General features: G+C 74.1%; 17 protein-coding genes and 1 pseudogene. 3 read left to right on the top strand and 15 right to left on the bottom strand.

Annotation, left to right across the window (positions count from 1 at the left end; genetic code table 11):
* Window positions 1–72 precede the first annotated feature (72 nt).
* Together ACSURM_RS29695 and ACSURM_RS29690 are read right to left on the bottom strand one after the other, a co-directional pair.
* Window positions 73–1,077, bottom strand: a complete 1,005-nt coding sequence (locus ACSURM_RS29695) for a phosphotransferase (protein ID WP_436958858.1) — start codon at window positions 1,075–1,077, stop codon at window positions 73–75.
* A gap of 253 nt (window positions 1,078–1,330) precedes the next feature.
* Window positions 1,331–1,507 (bottom strand): hypothetical protein, encoded by a 177-nt coding sequence (locus ACSURM_RS29690; protein ID WP_030613749.1) that lies wholly within the window; start codon window positions 1,505–1,507, stop codon window positions 1,331–1,333.
* 601 nt (window positions 1,508–2,108) lie between these two features.
* On the opposite strand from ACSURM_RS29690, the gene ACSURM_RS29685 reads away from it, so the two are divergent.
* A complete protein-coding gene (locus ACSURM_RS29685) occupies window positions 2,109–3,548 on the top strand; it encodes a protein kinase domain-containing protein (protein ID WP_436958857.1) in 1,440 nt (479 codons plus the stop codon).
* A 140-nt stretch (window positions 3,549–3,688) separates the two neighbouring features.
* Here the strand turns inward: ACSURM_RS29685 and ACSURM_RS29680 are convergent, their stop codons facing one another.
* From ACSURM_RS29680 to ACSURM_RS29635, 10 genes and pseudogenes are all read right to left on the bottom strand, one after another.
* Entirely contained in the window at window positions 3,689–4,507 is an 819-nt protein-coding gene (locus ACSURM_RS29680; RefSeq protein ID WP_436958856.1) for a TrmH family RNA methyltransferase, read from the bottom strand.
* A gap of 124 nt (window positions 4,508–4,631) precedes the next feature.
* Window positions 4,632–5,864, bottom strand: a complete 1,233-nt coding sequence (cobA, locus tag ACSURM_RS29675) for a uroporphyrinogen-III C-methyltransferase (protein ID WP_189996244.1) — start codon at window positions 5,862–5,864, stop codon at window positions 4,632–4,634.
* Window positions 5,865–6,260: 396 nt separating this feature from the next.
* Entirely contained in the window at window positions 6,261–10,433 is a 4,173-nt protein-coding gene (gene cobT / locus ACSURM_RS29670) for a nicotinate-nucleotide--dimethylbenzimidazole phosphoribosyltransferase (RefSeq protein WP_436958855.1), read from the bottom strand.
* A 342-nt stretch (window positions 10,434–10,775) separates the two neighbouring features.
* A complete protein-coding gene (cbiE, locus tag ACSURM_RS29665) occupies window positions 10,776–12,071 on the bottom strand; it encodes a precorrin-6y C5,15-methyltransferase (decarboxylating) subunit CbiE (protein ID WP_436958853.1) in 1,296 nt (431 codons plus the stop codon).
* A gap of 90 nt (window positions 12,072–12,161) precedes the next feature.
* Complete coding sequence (locus tag ACSURM_RS29660) at window positions 12,162–12,800, bottom strand: GNAT family N-acetyltransferase (RefSeq protein ID WP_436958851.1); 639 nt, start codon at window positions 12,798–12,800, stop codon at window positions 12,162–12,164.
* 160 nt (window positions 12,801–12,960) lie between these two features.
* Window positions 12,961–13,794 carry a MetQ/NlpA family ABC transporter substrate-binding protein gene (locus ACSURM_RS29655; RefSeq protein ID WP_436958850.1) on the bottom strand — a complete coding sequence of 278 codons (834 nt, stop codon included), beginning with the start codon at window positions 13,792–13,794 and terminating at the stop codon, window positions 12,961–12,963.
* Window positions 13,795–13,816: 22 nt separating this feature from the next.
* The gene (locus ACSURM_RS29650; RefSeq protein ID WP_436958849.1) at window positions 13,817–14,647 is read right to left on the bottom strand and encodes a MetQ/NlpA family ABC transporter substrate-binding protein; all 831 of its coding nucleotides are present in this window, start codon (window positions 14,645–14,647) and stop codon (window positions 13,817–13,819) included.
* Between the two features lie 91 nt (window positions 14,648–14,738).
* Window positions 14,739–15,476: a methionine ABC transporter permease gene (locus ACSURM_RS29645; RefSeq protein ID WP_436958848.1), complete on the bottom strand. Its 738-nt coding sequence runs from the start codon at window positions 15,474–15,476 to the stop codon at window positions 14,739–14,741.
* Window positions 15,473–16,564: a methionine ABC transporter ATP-binding protein gene (locus tag ACSURM_RS29640; protein ID WP_289967422.1), complete on the bottom strand. Its 1,092-nt coding sequence runs from the start codon at window positions 16,562–16,564 to the stop codon at window positions 15,473–15,475. Before ACSURM_RS29640 ends, ACSURM_RS29645 begins: the two co-directional genes overlap by 4 nt.
* Before the next feature lie 297 nt (window positions 16,565–16,861).
* Window positions 16,862–17,014, bottom strand: a pseudogene (locus tag ACSURM_RS29635) (HAD family hydrolase); the annotation flags it as partial.
* Between the two features lie 39 nt (window positions 17,015–17,053).
* On the opposite strand from ACSURM_RS29635, the gene ACSURM_RS29630 reads away from it, so the two are divergent.
* Both ACSURM_RS29630 and ACSURM_RS29625 read left to right on the top strand, forming a co-directional pair.
* On the top strand, window positions 17,054–17,413 hold the full coding sequence (locus ACSURM_RS29630) for a hypothetical protein (protein ID WP_436958847.1): 360 nt from the start codon (window positions 17,054–17,056) through the stop codon (window positions 17,411–17,413).
* Window position 17,414: 1 nt separating this feature from the next.
* Entirely contained in the window at window positions 17,415–17,834 is a 420-nt protein-coding gene (locus ACSURM_RS29625) for a hypothetical protein (RefSeq protein WP_436958845.1), read from the top strand.
* A 72-nt stretch (window positions 17,835–17,906) separates the two neighbouring features.
* Here ACSURM_RS29625 and ACSURM_RS29620 read toward each other — a convergent pair whose 3' ends face one another.
* The 3 genes from ACSURM_RS29620 to ACSURM_RS29610 all read right to left on the bottom strand — a co-directional run bounded on the left by ACSURM_RS29620 (window position 17,907) and on the right by ACSURM_RS29610 (window position 20,224).
* Entirely contained in the window at window positions 17,907–18,404 is a 498-nt protein-coding gene (locus ACSURM_RS29620) for a GNAT family N-acetyltransferase (protein WP_436961208.1), read from the bottom strand.
* 45 nt (window positions 18,405–18,449) lie between these two features.
* Complete coding sequence (locus ACSURM_RS29615; protein ID WP_436958844.1) at window positions 18,450–18,956, bottom strand: RNA polymerase sigma factor; 507 nt, start codon at window positions 18,954–18,956, stop codon at window positions 18,450–18,452.
* Window positions 18,957–19,048: 92 nt separating this feature from the next.
* Window positions 19,049–20,224, bottom strand: a complete 1,176-nt coding sequence (locus ACSURM_RS29610; RefSeq protein WP_436958843.1) for a glycerophosphodiester phosphodiesterase — start codon at window positions 20,222–20,224, stop codon at window positions 19,049–19,051.
* Between the last annotated feature and the right edge of the window lie 131 nt (window positions 20,225–20,355).

The following is a 20,355-nucleotide window of genomic DNA, read 5'->3' as shown; positions in this document are numbered from 1 at the left end:
AACTCCTCGCCGGTCGGTACTGCTTGGTGCTTCCCCGGGGACAGACTCCGTCCGGCCCCGGGCGGTTGCAGCCTAGCCCGGGATTCCGGGTGCCCGGCGGGGAGGGTGCGCGGGGGCGGACGGCATGCGCGCACAGGCGTCGGCCAGGGCCTGCTCCACCTCGTCCAGCGGGCGGGCGGCGGCGAGCGCCTTGCTGATCGCCAGGGCGGCCGTCTGCACGGTGAGCGCGCGGGCCGGGACGTCCAGGGCGGGCCAGGGGTCGCCGTCCGCGGGCACGGCCGGGCCGCCGGCCCGCCGGTAGGCGGTCAGGAAGCGGGTCCACTCGTCGGGCGGGAGGAGTCCGCAGGCGTACCAGGCGGCGGGGCGGGCGAGGTCCCAGGCGGGGACGCCCGCGCCGAGGTCGTCCACGTCTATGAGCCGCCACGGGCCGTCCGGCACGGGGTGCCGGACGAGCTGGCCGAGGTGCAGGTCGCCGTGGCAGAGGGCCGCCGGGCCGGGCATCGGGGCTCCGGCCCCGGCCCAGGCGGGCAGCGCGGCCCAGGCGGCGAGCACCGGGCGGGCGGCGGAGCGGGCGGGCCCGTGGGGCGTGGCGCGCAGGGCCGCGTGGAGCCGGTCGAGGGCGCGGGCGGCTTTGGCGGGGCCGCGCATCGGGGGGAGGCCGGCGGGGACGGGGGTGCGGTGCAGCCGGGCCAGGAGGGTGGCCACGGCCTCCCAGGGGGCCGCGTCGGGGTCGTCCCGGTCCACGGGGGCGCCGTACGGCCAGAGGGTGACCAGACGGCCGTGCGGGTCGCGCAGCGGGGCCGGGGCGGGGGTGATGGGCGGCAGCAGCACGTCCGGGAGACGGGCGGCCGTGGCGACCCGGAGGGTCAGGGCGGCCGGGTCGCTGTCCGGGGCGTGGGCCTTGGCCACGGCGCCGGCGTGGCGGACGACGGTGGCGTCGGGGCGGACGGCGAGGGAGGTGGTGGCGCACGGGCAGGGGGCCGGGCTGCCGTGGGCCGCCGCCCTGGCCCGGGCGGTCAGGGCGGATATGAGGGGGTCGGCGGGGGTGTCTGTGCTGGTGGCTGTGTCTGCGGTCACCGTTGCCTCGGGGAAGGGGGATGTCCGGCCGAGGGTACTGGGGCCGGTCACGGGGAGGACCGCTCGCCCGCGGCCCCTGAGGGCCCGGAGGGGGAGCGCGCCCCCCTACGGGGCACCACGGCGGGAAACGGCCGATGCCGGCGCAGCTCCCCAGCTGCGCCGGCATTCTGCCGTCCGCCGTACCCCCGTCCCCACGGGGTTTCATGGATCGATGTCCCCGCCCGGACCGCTCTTCCGGGCCTGGGGTCGCCGCTCAGCGCCCCAGCATCGCACCCACGGACGACGCTTGTGTGGCCACCGTCTCCCAGCCGTCGAAGACGAGCAGGAGCAGGGCCGCGAGGGGAAGGGCCATGAGCGTCGCCACCAACGGGTGGCGACGGCCCGTGCGGCGGGAGGCGAACGCCGGGCGTCGCGGTGCCGTGTGGGCCATGGTCCCTCTCCTTACTGTTCGGTTGTCTGCCGCGGCGGCGGATGTCCGGCCTCGGGACCGAGTACCGCACCCGCCGCTCGACCTCAAATCTAGGCGGACCGCCCGGGACTGACGTCATGCCCTCGTACCGATTGCCGGGCCTCCGGGAGGATGAGCCCCCGGCCACGGAGTACTCCCCTGGGTGGAGACGCGGGCCCGGGCATCGGGGACTTCCCGGAGGGGTCGTCCGCTCTGTCCGGTCATTTCGGAAGCGTCCCGCTCACCGGGTGGAGTGACTTCGCTCACTCGGACCGGTGCCGGAAGGGGTACCGGAGGTGGCTCCCGGTCCGGGGCCCGGCCCCGCCCGCGGACGGCCCGCGACCGGCGGCCGGCCCGGGTGCCGCCCTGGGTGCCCCGGCTCCGCGCGGGCTCAACCTCCCGGAGCGGCAGGCGGGTTGAGCGCCCGTCCGGTGCGAAGTCGCGCTGCCGCGTGGCCTGCTGACCGGGTTTCACCTCCCCCGGACGGCCCGCGCAATCCGTCCCGCCGAGAGGGCGCGGCCTATGCGCGCGGGCGGCCGTGGAAACGTAAGCTGTGCCACGTCACAGGGACCGGGCAGCGGGGATGAACATGGCGATGATGCGCCTGAGGCGCGAGGACCCGCGCGTCGTCGGCTCGTTCAGGCTTCACCGACGGCTCGGCGCGGGCGGAATGGGCGTGGTGTACCTCGGCTCCGACAAGAAGGGGCAGCGGGTCGCGCTGAAGGTGATCCGGCCGGACCTGGCGGAGGACCAGGAGTTCCGGTCGCGGTTCGCGCGCGAGGTGTCCGCCGCCCGGCGGATCCGCGGCGGCTGCACGGCCCGGCTGGTCGCCGCCGATCTGGAGGCCGAGCGGCCCTGGTTCGCCACGCAGTACGTGCCCGGCCCCTCCCTGCACGACAAGGTCGCCGAGGAGGGGGCGCTCGGCGCGGCGGACACGGCGGCGATCGGCGCGGCCCTGTCCGAGGGGCTGGTCGCCGTGCACGAGGCCGGTGTCGTCCACCGGGACCTGAAGCCCTCCAACATCCTGCTGTCCCCCAAGGGGCCGCGGATCATCGACTTCGGCATCGCCTGGGCCACCGGCGCCTCCACGCTCACCCACGTCGGCACCGCGGTCGGCTCCCCCGGCTTCCTCGCCCCCGAGCAGGTGCGCGGCGCGGCGGTCACCCCGGCCACCGACGTCTTCTCGCTCGGCGCCACGCTGGCGTACGCCTCGACCGGTGACTCGCCCTTCGGGCACGGCAGTTCCGAGGTGATGCTGTACCGGGTGGTGCACGAGGAGCCGCAGCTGGCCGGCGTGCCGGACGCGCTGGCCCCGCTGATCCGGGCCTGCTTGGCGAAGGACCCCGAGGAGCGGCCCAGCACGCTCCAGCTGTCGCTGCGGCTGAAGGAGATCGCCGCCCGGGAGGCGCAGGGGCTCAACGACGTACGGCCGCCGCACCCGCGGGCCGCCGAGGCCGACCGGCCCACCGGGCGGCTCGCCGACACCTACCCCGAGCCGCAGCGCGCCCAGCGGCGAAGCTCCTCCGGCACGCCGCCGCGCCCGGGCGTCTCCGCGCGGGGCGGGATGCCGTCCCGGGGCGGCGTCTCCGCGCGCGGCGACGCGCCGTCCCGTGAGGGGGCGCCCTCGCGGGGCCGCGGCGGGACCGCGTCCGCCCGGCCGGGTACGGTACGCCCCACCCCGGCGCCACGCGGCGGCCCGCGCTCCGGTGGCGGCCGTCCGGTTCCGCGCGGCGGCTCCGGGCGGCGCCCGACGGGGACCGGTCTGCGGCCCGCCAATCCGCGGCTGCTGCGGCAGCGACTGTTCGTGTTCGTGGTGGTGACGCTGCTGGTGGCGCTCGGCATCGCGGTGGCCCAGGGCTGCCAGGGTCCGGCGCGCGGGCTGGACGGCGACGGCGGGGTCCGGTGGGAGCGGCACGCTCGGCCAAGCGCTCCGGCACACCACAGCGTCACGGGGCCGTCGGGTGACGGCAGGCCGACGTGGGACCCGTCGGCTCGGACGCCGGTCGACGGCAGCGGAAGCTGACGGCTTCGGGGAAGCGCGGGCGCTGAGCACCGGGGCGGGCAGCGGGGGTGAGGCGGGCACCGGCGGGCGGCTCCGTGCGTCGGGCTCCGAGGGGCGGTGACCGGGTGCCGAGGGCGGGCATCGCGTGCCCGCCCCTACGGTCAGGCCTTCGGCCGGCCCGTCGCCACCGCGTAGAACGCCACCGCTGCCGCCGCGCCCACGTTGAGGGAGTCGACGCCGTGGGACATCGGGATGCGGACCCATTCGTCTGCGGCGACCAGGGCCTGCGTGGACAGGCCGTCGCCCTCCGCGCCGAGCATGAGCGCCACCCGGTCCATGCGGTGCGGCGCTGCCTCGTCCAGGCTGCTGGCCTTCTCGTCCGGGGTGAGCGCGAGCAGCTTGAAACCGGCCTCGCGGACCGACTCCAGCCCCTTCGGCCAGGTCTCCAGGCGGGCGTACGGCACGGAGAACACCGCGCCCATGGAGACCTTGACGCTCCGCCGGTACAGCGGGTCGGCGCAGTCGGGCGACAGCAGCACCGCGTCCATGCCGAGGGCCGCTGCCGAGCGGAAGATCGCGCCGATGTTGGTGTGGTCGTTCACCGACTCCATGATCACCACGCGGCGGGCGGTGCGGAGCAGTTCGCCGGCCGTCGGCAACGGCTTGCGCTGCATGGACGCGAGGGCGCCGCGGTGCACGTGGTAGCCGGTGACCCGCTCGGCGAGTTCCGGGCTCACGGCGTACACCGGGGCCGGGAGTTCGTCGATGACGTCGCGCATGACGTCGATCCACTTGGCCGAGAGCAGCATGGACCGCATCTCGTAGCCCGCTTCCTTGGCCCTGCGGATAACCTTCTCGCCCTCGGCGATGAACAGGCCCTCCGCGGGCTCCCGCCGGCGGCGCAGCTCCACGTCGGTCAGGCCCGTGTAGTCGGTCAGGCGCGGGTCGTCGGGGTCCTCGACGGTGATGAGATCGGCCACAGGGTGATACTGCCTTGTCCTGGGTGTGCTGCCAACGGCTGGGTAAGGGTTGTGTTACCCGGGGTTACTCGGGGTGGCCCGAGGGTGTCCCGGAGGGGGCCCGGTGGGGTCCCCCTGGGTGTGATCAGGCGGCCGGCTCGGGGCCGACCCGTACGACCTCGCCCACGACGATGACCGCCGGGGGCTTCACCTCCTGAGACCGTACCGTCTCCGCGACCGTGGCCAGGGTGGCGTCCACCCGGCGCTGGGCGGCCGTCGTGCCCTCCTGGACCAGGGCCACCGGCGTCGTCGGCGGCTTGCCGTGGGCGACGAGCGTCTCGGCGATCTTCCCGATCTTGTCGACACCCATCAGGATCACCAGGGTGCCGGTGAGCTTGGCCAGCGAGGGCCAGTCGACCAGGGACCGCTCGTCGTCGGGCGCCACATGGCCGCTGACCACGGTGAACTCATGGGCGACCCCCCGGTGCGTGACCGGGATGCCGGCCGCGCCCGGGACCGAGATGGAGCTGGAGATGCCGGGAACCACCGTGCACGGGATGCCGGCCTCGGCGAGCGCCTGGACCTCCTCCATGCCGCGGCCGAAGACGAACGGGTCGCCGCCCTTGAGCCGGACCACCGCCTTGCCCTGCTTGGCGTGCTCGATCAGCGCGTTGTTGATGGCCTCCTGGGCCATGTAACGGCCGTAGGGGATCTTGGCCGCGTCGATCACCTCGACGTGCGGCGGCAGCTCAGCCAGCAGATCGCGCGGGCCCAGCCGGTCGGCGATGACGACGTCCGCCTCGGCGAGCAGACGCCGGCCGCGGACGGTGATCAGGTCGGGGTCGCCGGGGCCGCCGCCGACCAGGGCCACTCCGGCGGTGCGGGTGCGGTGGTGCGGGGCGACGAGGGTGCCGTCGCGCAGGCCCGCCACGACCGCGTCCCGGATGGCGGCGGTGTGGCGGGGGTCGCGGCCCCGCGCGTGGGTGGTCAGCACGGCGACGGTCACGCCCTCGCTGTGGCCGGTCGCCGGGGTCCAGGCCGTGGCCTGGTCCGCGTCGTCGGAGCGGACGCACCAGACGCGGTGCCGCTCCGCCTCGGCAGAGGCGCGGGTGTTGGCGTCGGGGTCGCTGGTGGCGATGAGGGCGTACCAGGCCTCGGCGAGGTCGCCCTCGGCGTAGGCCCGCCGCTCCCAGGTGATCTCCCCCGCCTCGGCCATCGCCTCGACCGAGGGAGTGGCCTGCGGGGATACGACGGTGATGTCCGCGCCGGCCGCGATCAGGGCGGGCAGGCGGCGCTGGGCCACGGTGCCGCCGCCCAGGACGACCACGCGGCGGCCGGAGAGGCGGAGACCTACGGGGTAGGCGGGGTGTTCGGCCATGAGGGCGTCCTCCGGTGGCTGTGCGGTGGCGCTGACGTGCGGATTTTACGGTGGCGACGGTGCGGGTGGGGGCAGGTGTCCGGTGGCTGGGCAGCGACGCCGGGCACCAGCCGTGGTGGGGACCGGAGGGCGGGCCCGTGGCGGCGCGGAAGGGCATCGACAGAGGCTCGGCAGCGGCCCGCGGACGCCGTGCGGCGTCGGCAGGCGCCCGGCGTCCGGCCCGTAGACGACTCAAGGGAGGCATCGACAGGTGCCCGACAGCGGTCCGTAGCCGCCGGAAGGCATTGCCGGACGCCGGGCGACCGGCCCGTGGACGGCGGAAGGCATCCTCGGACGCCCACCGGCCCATGGACGGCGGACCGGCGCCCGGTGCCGGGCGTGCCGGGCGCCTGCCGCCTACTTCTCGGTGACGCCCGCCGCGTCGAACGTGGCCACCTCGTGCATGGCCCGCGCCGTGCTCTGGACCAGCGGGAGCGCCAGCAGGGCGCCCGTGCCCTCGCCGAGGCGGAGGTCGAGGTCGACCAGGGGGCGCAGACCCAGCTTGTTCAGCGCCGCGACGTGCCCCGGCTCGGCGCTGCGGTGGCCGGCGATGCAGGCCGCGAGCACCTCGGGGGCGATCGCGCGGGCGACGAGGGCCGCCGCGCCGGCGCTGACGCCGTCCAGGATCACCGGCGTACGCAGGGACGCGCCGCCGAGCAGCAGGCCGACCATGGCCGCGTGCTCGAACCCGCCGACGGCCGCGAGGACGCCGATCGGGTCGGCCGGGTCCGGCTGGTGGAGTTCCAGCGCGCGGCGGACGACCTCGGTCTTGCGGACCAGCGTCTCGTCGTTGATGCCCGTGCCGCGCCCGGTCACCTCGGCCGGGTCGGCACCGGTGAAGACGGAGATCAGCGCGGCGGACGCGGTGGTGTTGGCGATGCCCATCTCACCGGTGAGCAGCGCCTTGTTGCCGGCCGCCACCAGGTCGCGGGCGGTCTCGATGCCCACCTCGATGGCCGCCTTGGCCTCCTCGCGGGTCATCGCGGGGCCGGCGGTCATGTCGGACGTGCCACCGCGGATCTTGCGCGGCAGCAGGCCCGGCGTGGCGGGCAGGTCGGCGGCCACGCCCACGTCCACGACGCACACCTCGGCGCCGACCTGGGCGGCGAAGGCGTTGCAGACGGCTCCCCCGCCGAGGAAGTTGGCCACCATCTGGGCCGTCACCTCCTGCGGCCAGGGGGTGACGCCCTGGGCGTGCACGCCGTGGTCGCCGGCGAAGACCGCGACGGCGGCGGGTTCCGGGATCGGCGGCGGGCACTGCCGGGACAGCCCGCACAGCTGTGCGGAGATGATCTCCAGCATGCCGAGCGCGCCGGCCGGCTTGGTCATGCGCTTCTGGCGCTCCCATGCCTCGCCGAGCGCCTTGGCGTCGAGCGGGCGGATCTGTGCGACGGTCTCGGCGAGCAGGTCGTGGGGTTCCTCTCCGGGCAGGGCGCGGCGGCCGTACGTCTCCTCGTGCACCACCCAGGACAGGGGGCGTCGCTTGGACCAGCCGGCCTGCGTCAGCTCGGGCTCGTCCGGGAACTCGTCGACGTACCCGACACACAGGTAGGCGACGACTTCCAGGTGCTCGGGCAGACCGAGCGCGCGGACCATCTCCCGCTCGTCGAAGAAGCTGACCCAGCCGACGCCGAGGCCTTCGGCACGGGCGGCGAGCCAGAGGTTCTCCACCGCGAGCGCCGAGGAGTAGGGCGCCATCTGCGGCTGGGTGTGACGGCCGAGGGTGTGCCGGCCGCCGCGGGTGGGGTCGGCGGTGACGACGATGTTGACCGGGGTGTCGAGGATGGCCTCGATCTTCAGTTCCTTGAACTGCTTGGCCCGGCCCTTCGGCAGCGACTTGGCGTACGCCTCGCGCTGTCGCGTCGCCAGTTCGTGCATCGTCTGCCGGGTCTCGGCGGATCTGATGACGACGAAGTCCCAGGGCTGCGAGTGGCCCACGGACGGCGCGGTGTGCGCGGCCTCCAGGACCCGGAGCAGTACCTCGTGCGGGATGGGGTCGCTGCGGAAGCCGTTGCGGATGTCGCGGCGTTCGCGCATCACCTTCAGGACGGCCTCGCGCTCGGCGTCGGCGTAGGGGGGCGCGGCCGGGCCGGTGGACTGTCGTGCTTCCGCCACCGCGGCCGTGCTCTCCTCCTGCTCGGCGGCCCCGGCGTCCGGGTCCTCCGCCCGTTCCATGTGCTGTACGGCATCGGCGGCGGGCCGCGGGTCCGTCCCGTCCGGTACCTGGGCCGGCTCGCCCTCGCGGGGCGCGGGCACCGTGGCCACCGGCTCCGAAGGCTCCGGCCGCTCCTGCGGGACGTGCGGTTCGGCCGCGGGAACCGCCACGGGCTGCGGCGGGGTGGGCGCCAGGTGCGGGGTGGTGGGCACCTGGCCCTGCACGGGCACGAACTGTCCCAGCGGCTGCTCGGGGCCGGGCACGGCGGCGTCCGGCGCGGCGGCGTCCGGTACGGGCGCGGGCGCCTGGGGCTGCGGTGCCTCCGGGGTCTGGGCTGCGGCGGGCTGGGCGGCCGGTACGACGTCGGGGGCATCCGGACCCGGCTGGGCCGGAACGGCAGCGGGGGCGGGCTCGGCGGGGGCGGTCTGTGCGGTGGGCTCGGCCACCGGAGCGACCTCTTCGGCCGGGGCTTCGGAAGCAGCCAGGGCTTCGGAGACGGCCGGGGCGGGGTCCTGAGCCATCTCGTGGGCGGCGGGCGGGACTTCGGCGGGCGCCTGGGCGGCGGCCGGGGCCACCTCCTGGACGGTGGCCGGGAGTTCGGCGGAAACCTGGCCGGTGGGCTGGGCCGGGCCCTGTGCCGGGTCCTGAGTCACGTCTTGATCGGCGGCCGGGGCGGCGGGCGCGACCGGCTCCGGGGTGTCGACGGCGGGCTGGGGCTGGGCGGGGTCGATGACCTGCGGCGCGTCGGTCAGTTGCGGCGCGTCGACGACCTGCGCGGGTACGTCCGGCTGCATGCCTTGGGCGGGCTGCGCGGCCTGGGTGGTCTGCGGGTCCTCGGGGAGGTGGGCGGCCTCGGTGGGCTGCGTGGCCTCGACCGGTTCCGTGTCCGTGGCCTCGACCGGTTCCGCGTCCGCGTCCGTGACCGTGACCGCGTCCGGCTGGACCGCCTCGGTCACGGCGGCCTCGGCCACCACGGATTCGGGCGCGTCGGATTCGGGCGCGCCGGGTTCCGTCACAGCCGGCTCGGCGGCCATGGTCTCGACGGCCTCGGTCTCGGCGGTTACGGCGGCTTCGGGGGTCACTGCGGCTGCCTCGGCGGCGGCGACCTCGGCATGCGTCGCGGCGGCCTCGGCAGCCTGCGCGAGCCGCACGGCCTCCTCCGGTGCCACCGGCTCCGCGACGGCCTGCTGCGGCGCCGCCTGGACGGGAGCGCCCGGCTCCGCCGTGTCCACGGCGGCCGCGACGCCCTCAGCCTCGGCAGCCGGTGCCTCGGCCGGTGCGGTGTACGCCCCGTCGTCACCGTGCGCGATGGGGAATTGGCCGGTGTCGCCGGGCGCGCCGTGGGCCGCCGCCTGGGTCGCGAGGCGGGCCATCGTGGCCTGGGCCGCGTCGGCCGGCTCGGCGGAGGCAGGAGCGGCGGGGGCGACGGGCTCGACGGCCTCGGCCGGGACAACCGTTTCCGCAGCCGGTGCCTGCGCGCCGCCCGGAGCCTGGGCGGGGGCCTCGGCCGGATCCGGGGCCGGGACCGGGGCCTCAACCGGAGCAGGGGCCTCAACCGGAGCCTGCGCCTGTGCATGACCCTGAACCTCGGCCGAAGCCTGGTCCTGGTCCTGGTCCTGACCCTCGACGTGCCCCTCGCCTGCGGCCTGAGCCTCGACCCCGGGCTGGACCTGAACGTACGTCTCGGCCCGCTCCTCGGCCGGAAGCTGAGCCTGGCCCTCGACCGGAACCTGTGCCTGCGCCTCGGCCTGCGCGGGAACCTCGACCTCACCCTGGACCTGGACCTGGGCCTCGCCCTGGACCTGTACCCCGGCCTCCGCCGGAACCTGGGTCTCGGGCGGCGCCCCCCACGGTGTCGCGTTCTGCGGGGCCGGCTGGGGCTGGGCGTCGAGGTACTCGGGGCCGGAGGACGGCGGGCCGGGCTGTCGTGCCGGCGCTCCGGCGGGGCCGCGGTCGGCGAGGGAGCGGACCGGGCTCGCGAAGGCGTCGGGGATCGGCGGGCCGAGGTGCAGCGGGCGGCGCGGCGGCTGCGGCGCGGCCGCCGGGTCGTGCGGCGCCGAGAGGATGGGCGACGGCGGCACCGACGCGGGACCCGAGTGGGGCAGGCGGACGCCGTTGAGGTCGACCGAGCCGGTGTCACGGCCGGCCGTCTCGTGCGGGCCCGGCTCGTGGACGGCCTCCACCACCGGTTCCGGAGCGGGTGGCGGCACCTCGTTGCCCCACGCGCCCTGGGCACCCGGCAGCAGCAGGTCCTCGTCCTCGGCGGGCGCCTCGGACAGGTAGGTGTACGCGCCGTGCGCGGGGACGCCCGGCTGTTCCACCATGCCTGCGCTCTCCGGCTGCCCCTCGCCCGGGACCTGGCCGGTGTCGGTCATGCGTACCCCTCGCCCATCGGTTAGTGCTTCTACGACCAGCTCACCCGGAACGGCGCACCGACCGCCCCGCAGTGAAGAACGAGCGTCCGTGCCCAGCGGCACGAACGACCCGCCGGAAAAGGCGACAAAGCCATTCAGTGGCATTGTCCCGGCCGTTCCGCCGTCGCGACAGCATGATCCGCGACAGCCCGCTGTGGACTGCGCCACGTTGCGCGTCCTCCGGTTCCGCAGTACCGCACCCGCCCAAGACGGGCGTGCGATCCGGACATTGGCGAACGAAGTCCGGGCCACCGGTGCGGTACAACGATCGGCCAGCCTACCGCGCGCGGTACGACAACCGGATCACGGGGCGCGATCGGGCAGGACCCCGCTGAGCAGGAACGCGACGTTCCGCTCGGTCTCGGTCCAGGCCCTGGTGTCGAGTTCGACGGACTGGATCAGGGCGCACTGGACGTGGTAGCCGTGCTCGGTCAGGTCGCGGCCGACGCGTTCGGCGGCGTCCCGGGTGGCGGCGTGGGTGACGATGCGCCGCGGGCGCCGGTCGGCGACCGCGGAGACGACGGCCGGGCCCCCGCCGCCGACCCGGACGATGTCCGGCTCGGGCAGGTTCTCCAGGACGTGCGGGGCGCTGCCGTGGACCACCTGGAGCTGGACCCCGAAGCGGCGGGCGGCCCCCTCGGTGCGGGCGCAGGCGGCCGGGTCGTGGTCGACGGCGATGACGGCCGCGCCGGCCCGGGCGGCCTCGGCGGCGAACGCGCCCGCGCCGCAGCCGATGTCCCACACGAGGTCGCCGGTCCGGGGCCCCAGGCGGGCGAGTTGGGCGGCGCGCAGCAGCTCCTTCTCCCCCTCACCGAGCACCCCGGCCGTACCGTGGCCCGGACCTCCGCCCGAACCGCCACCCGGACCGTTGACCGGACCGCCGCCCGGGCCGTGGGCCGTGGCGACGGCGTAGCTCGCGTCGGGCTGTACCCAGCCCCGCGGGCCCGTGCCCGGGTCGCGGCCGGCGATCCAGCCGCCGCCCTCCGCGGCACCGGCCGGTCCGCCGATGACGATGACCACGTTGGGGTCGCGCCAGGTGTGGTCGGCGGCCTTGTCGGAGGTGACGACGCTGACCTGTTCGCGTGCGGTGCCCAGTTCCTCGCAGATGACGAAGGTGCGGTGCACGCCCTCCAGCAGGAGACCGAGTTCGGCGGGGCCGGCGCCCGGCGCGGTGAGGACGGCGACCTTGGCGTGGGCGCGGCAGACGTTCACGGCGCGGCGCAGGGTGCGCGGGTGGGCGACGACCACCTGGGCGTCGTCCCAGGGCATGCCGGCCCGGGCGAAGGCGGTGGCGACGGAGGAGACGGCGGGGACGACCTCGACCTCCAGGCCGTACTCGGGCGCGCGCAGGGTGCGTACGACGCCGAAGAAGCCGGGGTCGCCGTCGGCGAGGACGACGGCGGTGCCGCGGTGGGCGGCGATGCGGCGGGCGGCCAGCGGGAGGCTGCCGAGGCGGATGCGTTCGGCGGCGGGCGGCACCTCGGGCAGCGCCAGGTGGTGGGCGGCTCCGGCCACGAGGGTGGCGGCGCCGAGGGCGCCCCGTGCCGCGGCGGTCAGCGGCGAGCCGTCCCAGCCGATCACCGTGACCCGGTCGGCCATCGTCGTCAGTCTCCAGTGGTTCTGCTCGGGTCTTCGGGGAGGGAGCCCGTGCGCGGGCTCCGTGAGCGTACCTGGTGAAGTCCGGAAGTCTCAGTTCCAGTCCGAGTACGAGGTGAAACCGTTCGCGTCGGCGAGCTGCTCGCCGACCCCGGCGAGGTCCTCGGGCAGCAGGCTCCAGACGATGACGTCGGTGCGTACCCGGCCCCAGGTGCCGTCCTCGGTCCGGGCGCGGGCTATCCAGGCGTTGCGCAGGACGCCCTCGCTGATGCAGCCGATCTTCTGGGCCACCTGCTGGGAGGCGGTGTTGCCGGCGGCGGTGCGCAGTTCGAGCCGCTCGAAGTCCCGGTCGTGGAAGAGCCACTGGGCGAGGGCGAGGGCGGATTCGGAGGCGTAGCCCTCGCCGCGGGCCCAGGGCGCGATGACGTAGGCCAGTTCGCTGGAGCGGATGCGCCAGTCCGTGTTCTTCAGATGGACGAGGCCGACGAGCCGCTGGGTGAGGAACTCGGTGACGGCGAGGACGATGCCGCGGCCCTCGGTGCGCTCGGCGGGGGCGAGCCGGGTGATCCACTGGCGGGCGTCGGCCTCGGTGTAGGGGTGGGGGACGCTGGTCCAGGCGACGACCTGTTCGTCGTTCATCATCTCGGTCAGGGCGGGCACGTCGTCCTCGTCGAGGGGACGCAGCACCAACCGCTCCGTGCTGATGGAGATGTTGGGGAAGGTGCTCGTCATGCGCCGCTCCGTAACCTTCGGAAGTTCCTCGGAAAGACCGTCAGGGCCGTCAGGTCCGCTGAACTGCCAGCATGCAGCATGAAACCACCGGAGCGCACGACGGGGTCCGCTCCTCGTGAGGAGGGGACCCCGTGCGTCGCCGTACCCGGTGTGCGTGCCGTCAGCCGCCGGTCGCGGGCAGGACGGACCCGTGGTACTTGTCCTTGATGAACGCCCGGACCTCGGGTGAGACGAGCAGGCCGGCGAGCTTCTTCACCCGTGGGTCGTCCTCGTGGCCGCGTTTGACGGCGAGGAGGTTGGCGTACGGGTTGTCCTTCGCCGACTCCAGCAGGATCGCGTCCTCGGCGGGGCTCAGGCCCGCGTCCTGGGCGTAGTTGTTGTTGACGACCGCGGCGTCCACGTCGTCGAGCGAGCGGGGCAGCTGGGCGGCCTCCAGCTCCCTGAACCTCAGGTGCCGGGGGTTGTCGGTGACGTCCCGGGGTGAGGCGTCGGCGCCGGCGCCCGCCTTGAGCTTGATGACACCGCCGGCGGCGAGCAGCTTCAGGGCGCGGCCCTCGTTGGTGATGTCGTTGGGTACGGCGACGGTGGCGCCGTCGGCGAGCTCGGTGATGTCCTTCACCCGGTGCGAGTAGACGCCCATGGGCGGCAGGTAGGGCTTGACGACCGGGACCAGGTCGGTGCCCTTGGACTCGTTGAAGTCGTCCAGGTAGGGCTGGTTCTGGTAGAGGTTGGCGTCCAGCTCGCCCTCCTGGAGGGCGGTGTTGGGCAGGACGTAGTCGGTGAACTCCTTGATCTCCAGCTTCAGGCCGGCCTTGGCGGCGAGGTGGTCCCTGATGTAGGTGAGCACCTCTCCGGCCGGGACGGCGGTGGCGCCGACGACGAGGGTGTCGTCCTTGCCACCGCCCTTGCCGGAGTCCGTGCCGGAGCCGCAGGCGGTGAGGCCGAGGCCGAGGCCGAGGGCCAGGGCCACCACGGCGGCGACGGACGTGCGCATGGCGTCAGTCCCCCTCGGCGGCTCAGAACGACGGGATGACCGAGCCCTGGTACTTGTCCTCGATGAACTTCTTGACCTCGGGCGAGGTGAGGAGCTTGGCGAGCTTGGTCACCCGCGGGTCCTTCTCGTTGCCCTTCTTCACGGCGAGGAAGTTGCCGTAGGGGTTGTCCTTCGGGGACTCCAGGACGAGGGCGTCCTTGGCGGGCTTCAGGCCGGCGGAGATGGCGTAGTTGCCGTTCACCACGGCCGCGTCGACGTCGTCCAGGGAGCGCGGGGTCTGGGCCGCCTCGACCTCCTTGAACTTGAGGTTCTTGGGGTTCTTGGTGATGTCCCGCGGGGTGGCCTCGTTGCCGGCGCCGTCCTTGAGGGTGATCAGCCCGTTGTCGGCGAGCAGCTTCAGGGCGCGGGCTTCGTTGACGGCGTCGTTCGGGACGGCGACGGTCGCACCGCTCTTGAGGGCGTCGGCCTTCTTGACCTTGTGGGAGTACAGGCCGAGCGGTTCCAGGTGCACCGTGACGACGGGCACGATGTGGGTGCCGCGCTTGTTGTTGAAGTCGTCGAGGTACGGCTGGTTCTGGAAGTAGTTGGCACCCACCGAGCCGTCCTCGGTCGCCGTGTTCGGCGCGATGTAGTCGGTGAACTCCTTGACCTCCAGGTCGAGGCCCGCCTTCTTCGCCAGCTTGTCCTTGACGAAGTCGAGGATCTCGGCGTGCGGGGTCGGGCTCGCGGCGACGATCAGCGGGCCGTCGGCGTCGAGGGAGCCGGAGTCCTTGTCGGAGCCGCAGGCGGTCAGCCCGAGGGTGAGGGCTGAGGCGGCGAGGACGGCGGTGGTGAGCTTGGCGGTGTTACGCACGAAAAGTGCCTTTCCTTAAGGGTGGTGCGACCCCGGGTACGAGTGGCCGGGGAGCCTGGGGTGCCCGGCGCGGCCTTGCCGGCCGGGTGCGTCACGCGACCTTGCTGATCTCGGCCGCCGCGGGCTCCTTGGCCTTCAGCAGGCGGAGCTTGGGGGCCGGGCCGGAGCGGGCGCCACGGCGGTGCAGGGAGCGGGCGGCGAAGTCGCCGGCGAACTGGATGAGGGAGATGACGACGGCGAGGATGGCCACCGTGATCCACATCAGTTCGGTCTCGAAGCGCTGGTAGCCGTAGCGGACGGCGAGGTCGCCGAGGCCGCCGCCGCCGACCGTGCCGGCCATGGCGGAGTAGCCGATGAGGGCGATGATCGTGGTGGTGGTGGAGGCGATCAGCGAGGGCAGGGCCTCGGGGACGAGGACCTTGCGGACGATCGTCCAGGTGTTGCCGCCCATGGACTGCACGGCCTCGACGAGTCCCTGGTCGACTTCGCGGACGGCCGTCTCGACCAGGCGGGCGAAGAAGGGGATGCCGCCGATGGCGAGCGGCACGATGGCCGCGGTGGTGCCGATGGTGGTGCCGGTGACCCAGCGGGTGAAGGTCATCAGCGCGACCATCAGGATGATGAACGGCATGGACCGGCCGACGTTCACGACCTGGCCGATCACCTTGTTGGCGAGGACGTTCTGCAGCAGGCCGCCCCGGTCCGTGAGGACGAGGAGGATGCCGAGCGGCAGGCCGGCGACGACAGCGATCACGGTGGACCAGACCACCATGGTGAAGGTCTGGCTACACGCGTCCGACAGCAGCGGCTGCATCTCCGACCAGGTCACTTGGCACCTTCCTTCACCAGCGGGGCGTCCTGGCCCACGACGTCGATCTGCAGGCCCTGTTCGCGCAGGAACCCGATCGGGACCACGTTGTCCTCGTAACGGCCGGGCAGTTCGATGCGCATCCGGCCGACCTGGAGGCCGCCGACGGTGTCGATGGCGGCGCCGAGGATCGAGATGTCGATGTTGTAGGTGCGGGCGAGCTGGGAGACGACCGGCTGGGTGGCGCTCTCGCCGTGGAAGGTGACGTCGAGGACGGTCCGGTCGGCGCCGGTGGCCTCGCCGCCCACCGGGAACAGCGCGGCGGCCAGCGTGGAGCCCGGGGTGGCCAGCAGCTCGCTGACGGTGCCGGACTCCACGATCCGGCCCCGCTCCATGAGGGCCGCGGAGTCGCAGATCGTCTTCACTACGTCCATCTCGTGGGTGATGAGCAGGACGGTCAGGCCCAGCTGCCGGTTCAGGTCGCGCAGCAGCTGGAGGATGGAGCGGGTGGTCTCCGGGTCCAGGGCGCTGGTGGCCTCGTCGGAGAGCAGCACCTTGGGGTCGCCGGCCAGGGCGCGGGCGATGCCGACGCGCTGCTTCTGGCCGCCGGAGAGCTGGGCGGGGTAGGCCTTGGCCTTGTCGGCGAGGCCGACGAGGTCCAGCAGCTCCAGGGCCTTGCGGGAGCGCTCCTTGCCGGACTTGCCGAGGATCTCCAGCGGCAGCTCGACGTTGTCCTGGACGGTCCGCGAGGACAGCAGGTTGAAGTGCTGGAAGACCATGCCGATCCGGCTGCGGGCGCGGCGCAGCTCCCGGCCGGCCCGCGGGCCCCGCCCGGCCAGGGCGGTGAGGTCCTGCCCGGCGACGGTCACGGTGCCGGAGGTGGGGCGCTCCAGCAGGTTGACGCAGCGGATGAGGGAGGACTTGCCGGCGCCGGACTGGCCGATGACGCCGTAGACCTCTCCTTCGCGGACGTGCAGATCGACGCCGTCGAGGGCGGTGACCTCACGGCCGCGGGAGCGGTAGACCTTGGTCAGGCCCGAGGTGGTGATCACGTGGGTTTCCGTCACTGTCGAGTGCGCGGGCGTGGGTGTGCCCGGGCACGGGTGCATGCGGTTGCGGCATGGAGCGGGGGGTGCGTCTCGTACGGCCTACGGCGCACGGACATGCCACGGTCTCGCTTCGGGGCGCGAGGCTGGCTGATGCGGGGGCCCTCTAGAAGGCGCACATTCGACACATCAGGCGACACATACAACGAGCACCGGGCGTCATGGTCGCCTCGGTCGCAAGGGTGCGGCAGCTCGTCGTGGTCATGCGTTCAGTAAACCAGACGGGCGGTCCCGGGCTGTCGCCGCCGTCCGGATGCTGGACAACGGCGGACAGGGCGGGCCGGCCTCTCCGCCGTGGCGGGATGTCGTCACGCCCCGCTCGGTGACCAGTACGGACAAGGCCGGCAGGTCGTCGGCCACCAGGTCGGCGTCCAGTGCGGCGGCCCGGTGGGTTGTGGCCAACGCCACGGTGGCCGGGCCGGCCGCGCGGCCGGCCCGCGGTCCGGCGGGGGCGGCGGCCGGGGCGTGTTTCGGCCGTAATAAGGTCACGGCATGCTCAACGCCCTGATGCTGGTGACCGGGGTCGCCGCGCTCCTGCTCGCCGCCTGGTGCGGCTGGGCCGCCTACCGCGACCAGCCGACGAAGGACTGGCACTTCATCGGCATGGCCGTGGTGTCGGTGCTGGCGCTCGTCCAGCTGCTGGCGGGGATCGTGCAGCTGACGCGGGGCGAGAAGCCGGAGCAGGGCACGACGATCTTCGTGGCGTATCTGCTGGGCTCGTTCGCGTGCGTGCCGGCCGCGGGATTCATGTCGCTGGCCGAGCGGACCCGCTGGGGCTCGGTGACGGTCGCCGCGGCCGGGGTGGTGCTGGCCGTCCTGGAAGTACGGCTCTACGACATCTGGGGAGGCTGAGGTGACGGCGGTGCGGGAGAAGCCGGCCCGGCTGATCAGCGGGCCGGGCATGCTGCTGGTCTGGTTCTACGGCGTGATGGTGGTCGGCGCGCTGTCGCGTTCCGTGTACCAGATCGCCACGGAGTTCGACCGGGCGCCGCTGGCGTACACGCTGTCGGCCGTGGCGGGCGCGGTGTACGCGTTCATCACGTACACGCTGGTGCGCGGCGGGGAGACGGCGCGCAGGGCGGCGCTGGTGTGCTGCGCCGCCGAGCTGGCGGGGGTGCTGGTCGTCGGCACCTGGACGCTGGTGGAGCCGTCGGCGTTCCCGGACGCGACCGTGTGGTCCGAGTACGGCATGGGGTACGTGTTCATCCCCGTGCTGTTGCCCTTGTCCGCGATGTACTGGCTGCGGAGGGCGCGGGAGCGGAGGGGCGCCTGAGGCGGTCGCGCGGGTGCGGGTCCGTCGTGGTCGCTCGCGCGGCTCCCCGCGCCCCTTTCGGGGCGCTTCGTCTTACGCCGTGGCGACGAAATCGCTCGCTTCCTTTTCGAGGATGATCAGCTCCACGCCGTCGTCGCCCTTGACCCGGCCCACCGCCTGGTAGCCCACCTTGCGGTACAGGCGGAGGTTGCCCTCGCTGCGGTGGCCGGTCCGGAGGCGGAACCGGGTGGCGCCGTGCCGCTCGGCCAGTGCGGCCTCGGCCGCGCGCAGCAGCCGGGCGCCGATGCCGTGGCCCTGGAGGCGGGGGTGGACGCAGAGCTTGGCGATGGCCGCCGCGCCGTCCTCGGTCACCTTGCCGCGCACCGATCCGACGACCTCCTCGCCGAGCCGGGCGACGAAGACGCAGTCGGTGGCGACCTCCTGGCGGACGGAGTCCAGGGTCTGCACGAGCGGGTCGATGCGGTAGTTGCCGTACAGCGCGGCCTCGCTCTGGAAGCAGAGGTACTGGAGCCTGAAGATCTGCTCCGCGTCCGGCTCGGTCGCCGCCGAGATGGTCACGCTCATGCCCATGTGCGCACGCCTCCCGCTCACCTGATCACCTGTCGTCCCCCACTCCTATCCCCGCGCTTCGCACGCCGCAACCTCCGGTGTGAGCAATCTCCGCAGACAACCGAGACATCTGGAACGTTCCGGTCCGAGACTGCCCTGTGAGATACCCAACTCGCCCGCGATTTCCCGGTAGGTGAGGTCCTGCGGCGACAGCAGCGCCTCCATCAGGCGCGGGCAGCGTCCGGGCAGCCGGCGGACCGCCTGGCGCAGGGCGCGGTGGCGGGCGGCGGCCAGGGCGTGCTGTTCGGGGCCGGGGCCGAGGTGGTCGGGGGGTTCGCCGTCGTACGGCCGTTCCCGCCGGGTGGCGTGCCGGGAGCGGCGGGCCTCGGCGCGGACGGCCTCGCGCAGCCAGCCGGGCGGGTCCGGTGGCGGCCCGTCGGTCCGCAGCCGCTCCAGCAGCCGGAGCCAGACGGCCTGCTCCAGATCGCCCGGCTCGCTTCCGGAGGCATATGCCTCGGCGGATGCCTCGGCGGCCAGCAGCGGGCGCAGGGCGGCTACCAGGTCGTGGGTCATATGCGGAACGACGAGCCGCCCCGGCGGCGGGTTGCCGGGGCGGCGCACACTCACCCCGAACGGGGGGACGGCCGGTGCGGTGGTTGACGGGGTCAGCGGGCCAGGAAGTCGGCGCGGGCGAGCAGCCCGGTGTCGGGGTTGTCGGTGAAGACGCCGTCGATGCCGGTCGCGAAGTACTTCCGGAAGGCGCCGAGGACATCGCCGTAGCCGTCGGCGGCGCCGCCCCTGCGATATTCGGCGGGCAGGAAGGGGTTCTCGTTGCGCAGGGTGTAGGGGTGCACGACCAGGCCCACCCGGTGCGCGTCGGAGACCAGCGTGGTGGGCTCGGCCAGGGTGCCGTCCGCCTTCTTCGGTATGACCAGGTCCACGGTGGGCCCGATGCCCTGCGCGTAGCCGGCCATCTCCCGCAGGCCCTTGGGGGTGATGAGGTCGGCGACCGTGCGCGGGTCGTTCGCCGCCACGAAGTCGTGGGGCCGGCTGCCGGCCGAGGAGAGCAGGACGACCAGCGGGTTGTCGACCAGCCGGTTCAGCCGCTGGATGCTGGTCGGTTCGAAGGACTGGATGACGACCGGGGAGTGCCGGCCGTCCTTGCCGTACTTGCGCAGCAGCTTGGCCACCCGCTCCTCCAGGCCGAGGCCGAGCTCGCGGAAGTAGGTGGGGTGCTTGGTCTCGGGGTAGATCCAGACCTGCCGGCCGCGCCTGCGGGTCTGCTCGTCCTGCCACTTCAGGACCTCTTCGAAGGTGGGGATCTCCCAGCGGCCGTCGTAGAGGGTGTTGTGCGGCCGGTTGGCCGGGACGCGTTCGACGGCGCGCAGCGTCTTCAGCTCGGCGAGGGTGAAGTCCTCGGTGAACCAGCCGGTCGTGGGGACGCCGTCGAGCACCTTGGTGGTCCTGCGGCCGGCGAACTCCGGGTGGGCGGCGACGTCCGTGGTGCCGCCGATCTCCGGCTCGTGCCGGCACACCAGGTGGCCGTCCTTGGTCGGCACCAGGTCGCCTGCCTCGACCACGTCGGCGCCCAGGTCCAGCGCCAGGTCGTAGGAGCCGAAGGTGTGCTCGGGGCGGTAGCCGCTGGCTCCCCGGTGGCCGATGATCGTGGGCACCGGCAGGCTCTTCAGCCCGCGGCCCGGGCGTCCGGCCGGGCGGGTGCCCTCGGCCCGGGCGGTGCCGGGGAGTCCGAGGACCGCTCCGCCCGCGCCGAGCACCGCGGCGCCGAGCAGTGCCCGCCGCCCCGTCGCCTGTGTCTGCCCGTTGTCCTGGTCGCCGCCCATGAGCGCCCTCCTGCCGTTCGCTGCTGCCGGTGCGCGCCGATCGTAGGGGCGTACACATGACCGAAGGGAGGCCCTCGTTCGAACACCGGGGTGCCGTCGGGTGTCCGGCGGACGGCGGAGGGTGACGGGGC

The sequence above is a fragment of the Streptomyces sp. SudanB182_2057 genome (genome assembly GCF_964272715.1).
GTDB lineage: Bacteria > Actinomycetota > Actinomycetes > Streptomycetales > Streptomycetaceae > Streptomyces > Streptomyces rubradiris.
The sequence above is the reverse complement of the archived record's forward strand: the minus strand, read 5'-3'. Positions and strand labels throughout refer to the sequence as shown.

Coding starts and splice junctions, on each gene's coding strand:
- ACSURM_RS29690 (WP_030613749.1), bottom strand. CDS start 1,507: ATGGCCCACACGGCACCGCGACGCCCGGCGTTCGCCTCCCGCCGCACG.
- ACSURM_RS29685 (WP_436958857.1), top strand. CDS start 2,109: ATGAACATGGCGATGATGCGCCTGAGGCGCGAGGACCCGCGCGTCGTC.
- cobA (WP_189996244.1), bottom strand. CDS start 5,864: ATGGCCGAACACCCCGCCTACCCCGTAGGTCTCCGCCTCTCCGGCCGC.
- cobT (WP_436958855.1), bottom strand. CDS start 10,433: ATGACCGACACCGGCCAGGTCCCGGGCGAGGGGCAGCCGGAGAGCGCA.
- cbiE (WP_436958853.1), bottom strand. CDS start 12,071: ATGGCCGACCGGGTCACGGTGATCGGCTGGGACGGCTCGCCGCTGACC.
- ACSURM_RS29660 (WP_436958851.1), bottom strand. CDS start 12,800: ATGACGAGCACCTTCCCCAACATCTCCATCAGCACGGAGCGGTTGGTG.
- ACSURM_RS29655 (WP_436958850.1), bottom strand. CDS start 13,794: ATGCGCACGTCCGTCGCCGCCGTGGTGGCCCTGGCCCTCGGCCTCGGC.
- ACSURM_RS29640 (WP_289967422.1), bottom strand. CDS start 16,564: ATGCACCCGTGCCCGGGCACACCCACGCCCGCGCACTCGACAGTGACG.
- ACSURM_RS29630 (WP_436958847.1), top strand. CDS start 17,054: ATGCTCAACGCCCTGATGCTGGTGACCGGGGTCGCCGCGCTCCTGCTC.
- ACSURM_RS29620 (WP_436961208.1), bottom strand. CDS start 18,404: ATGGGCATGAGCGTGACCATCTCGGCGGCGACCGAGCCGGACGCGGAG.
- ACSURM_RS29615 (WP_436958844.1), bottom strand. CDS start 18,956: ATGACCCACGACCTGGTAGCCGCCCTGCGCCCGCTGCTGGCCGCCGAG.
- ACSURM_RS29610 (WP_436958843.1), bottom strand. CDS start 20,224: ATGGGCGGCGACCAGGACAACGGGCAGACACAGGCGACGGGGCGGCGG.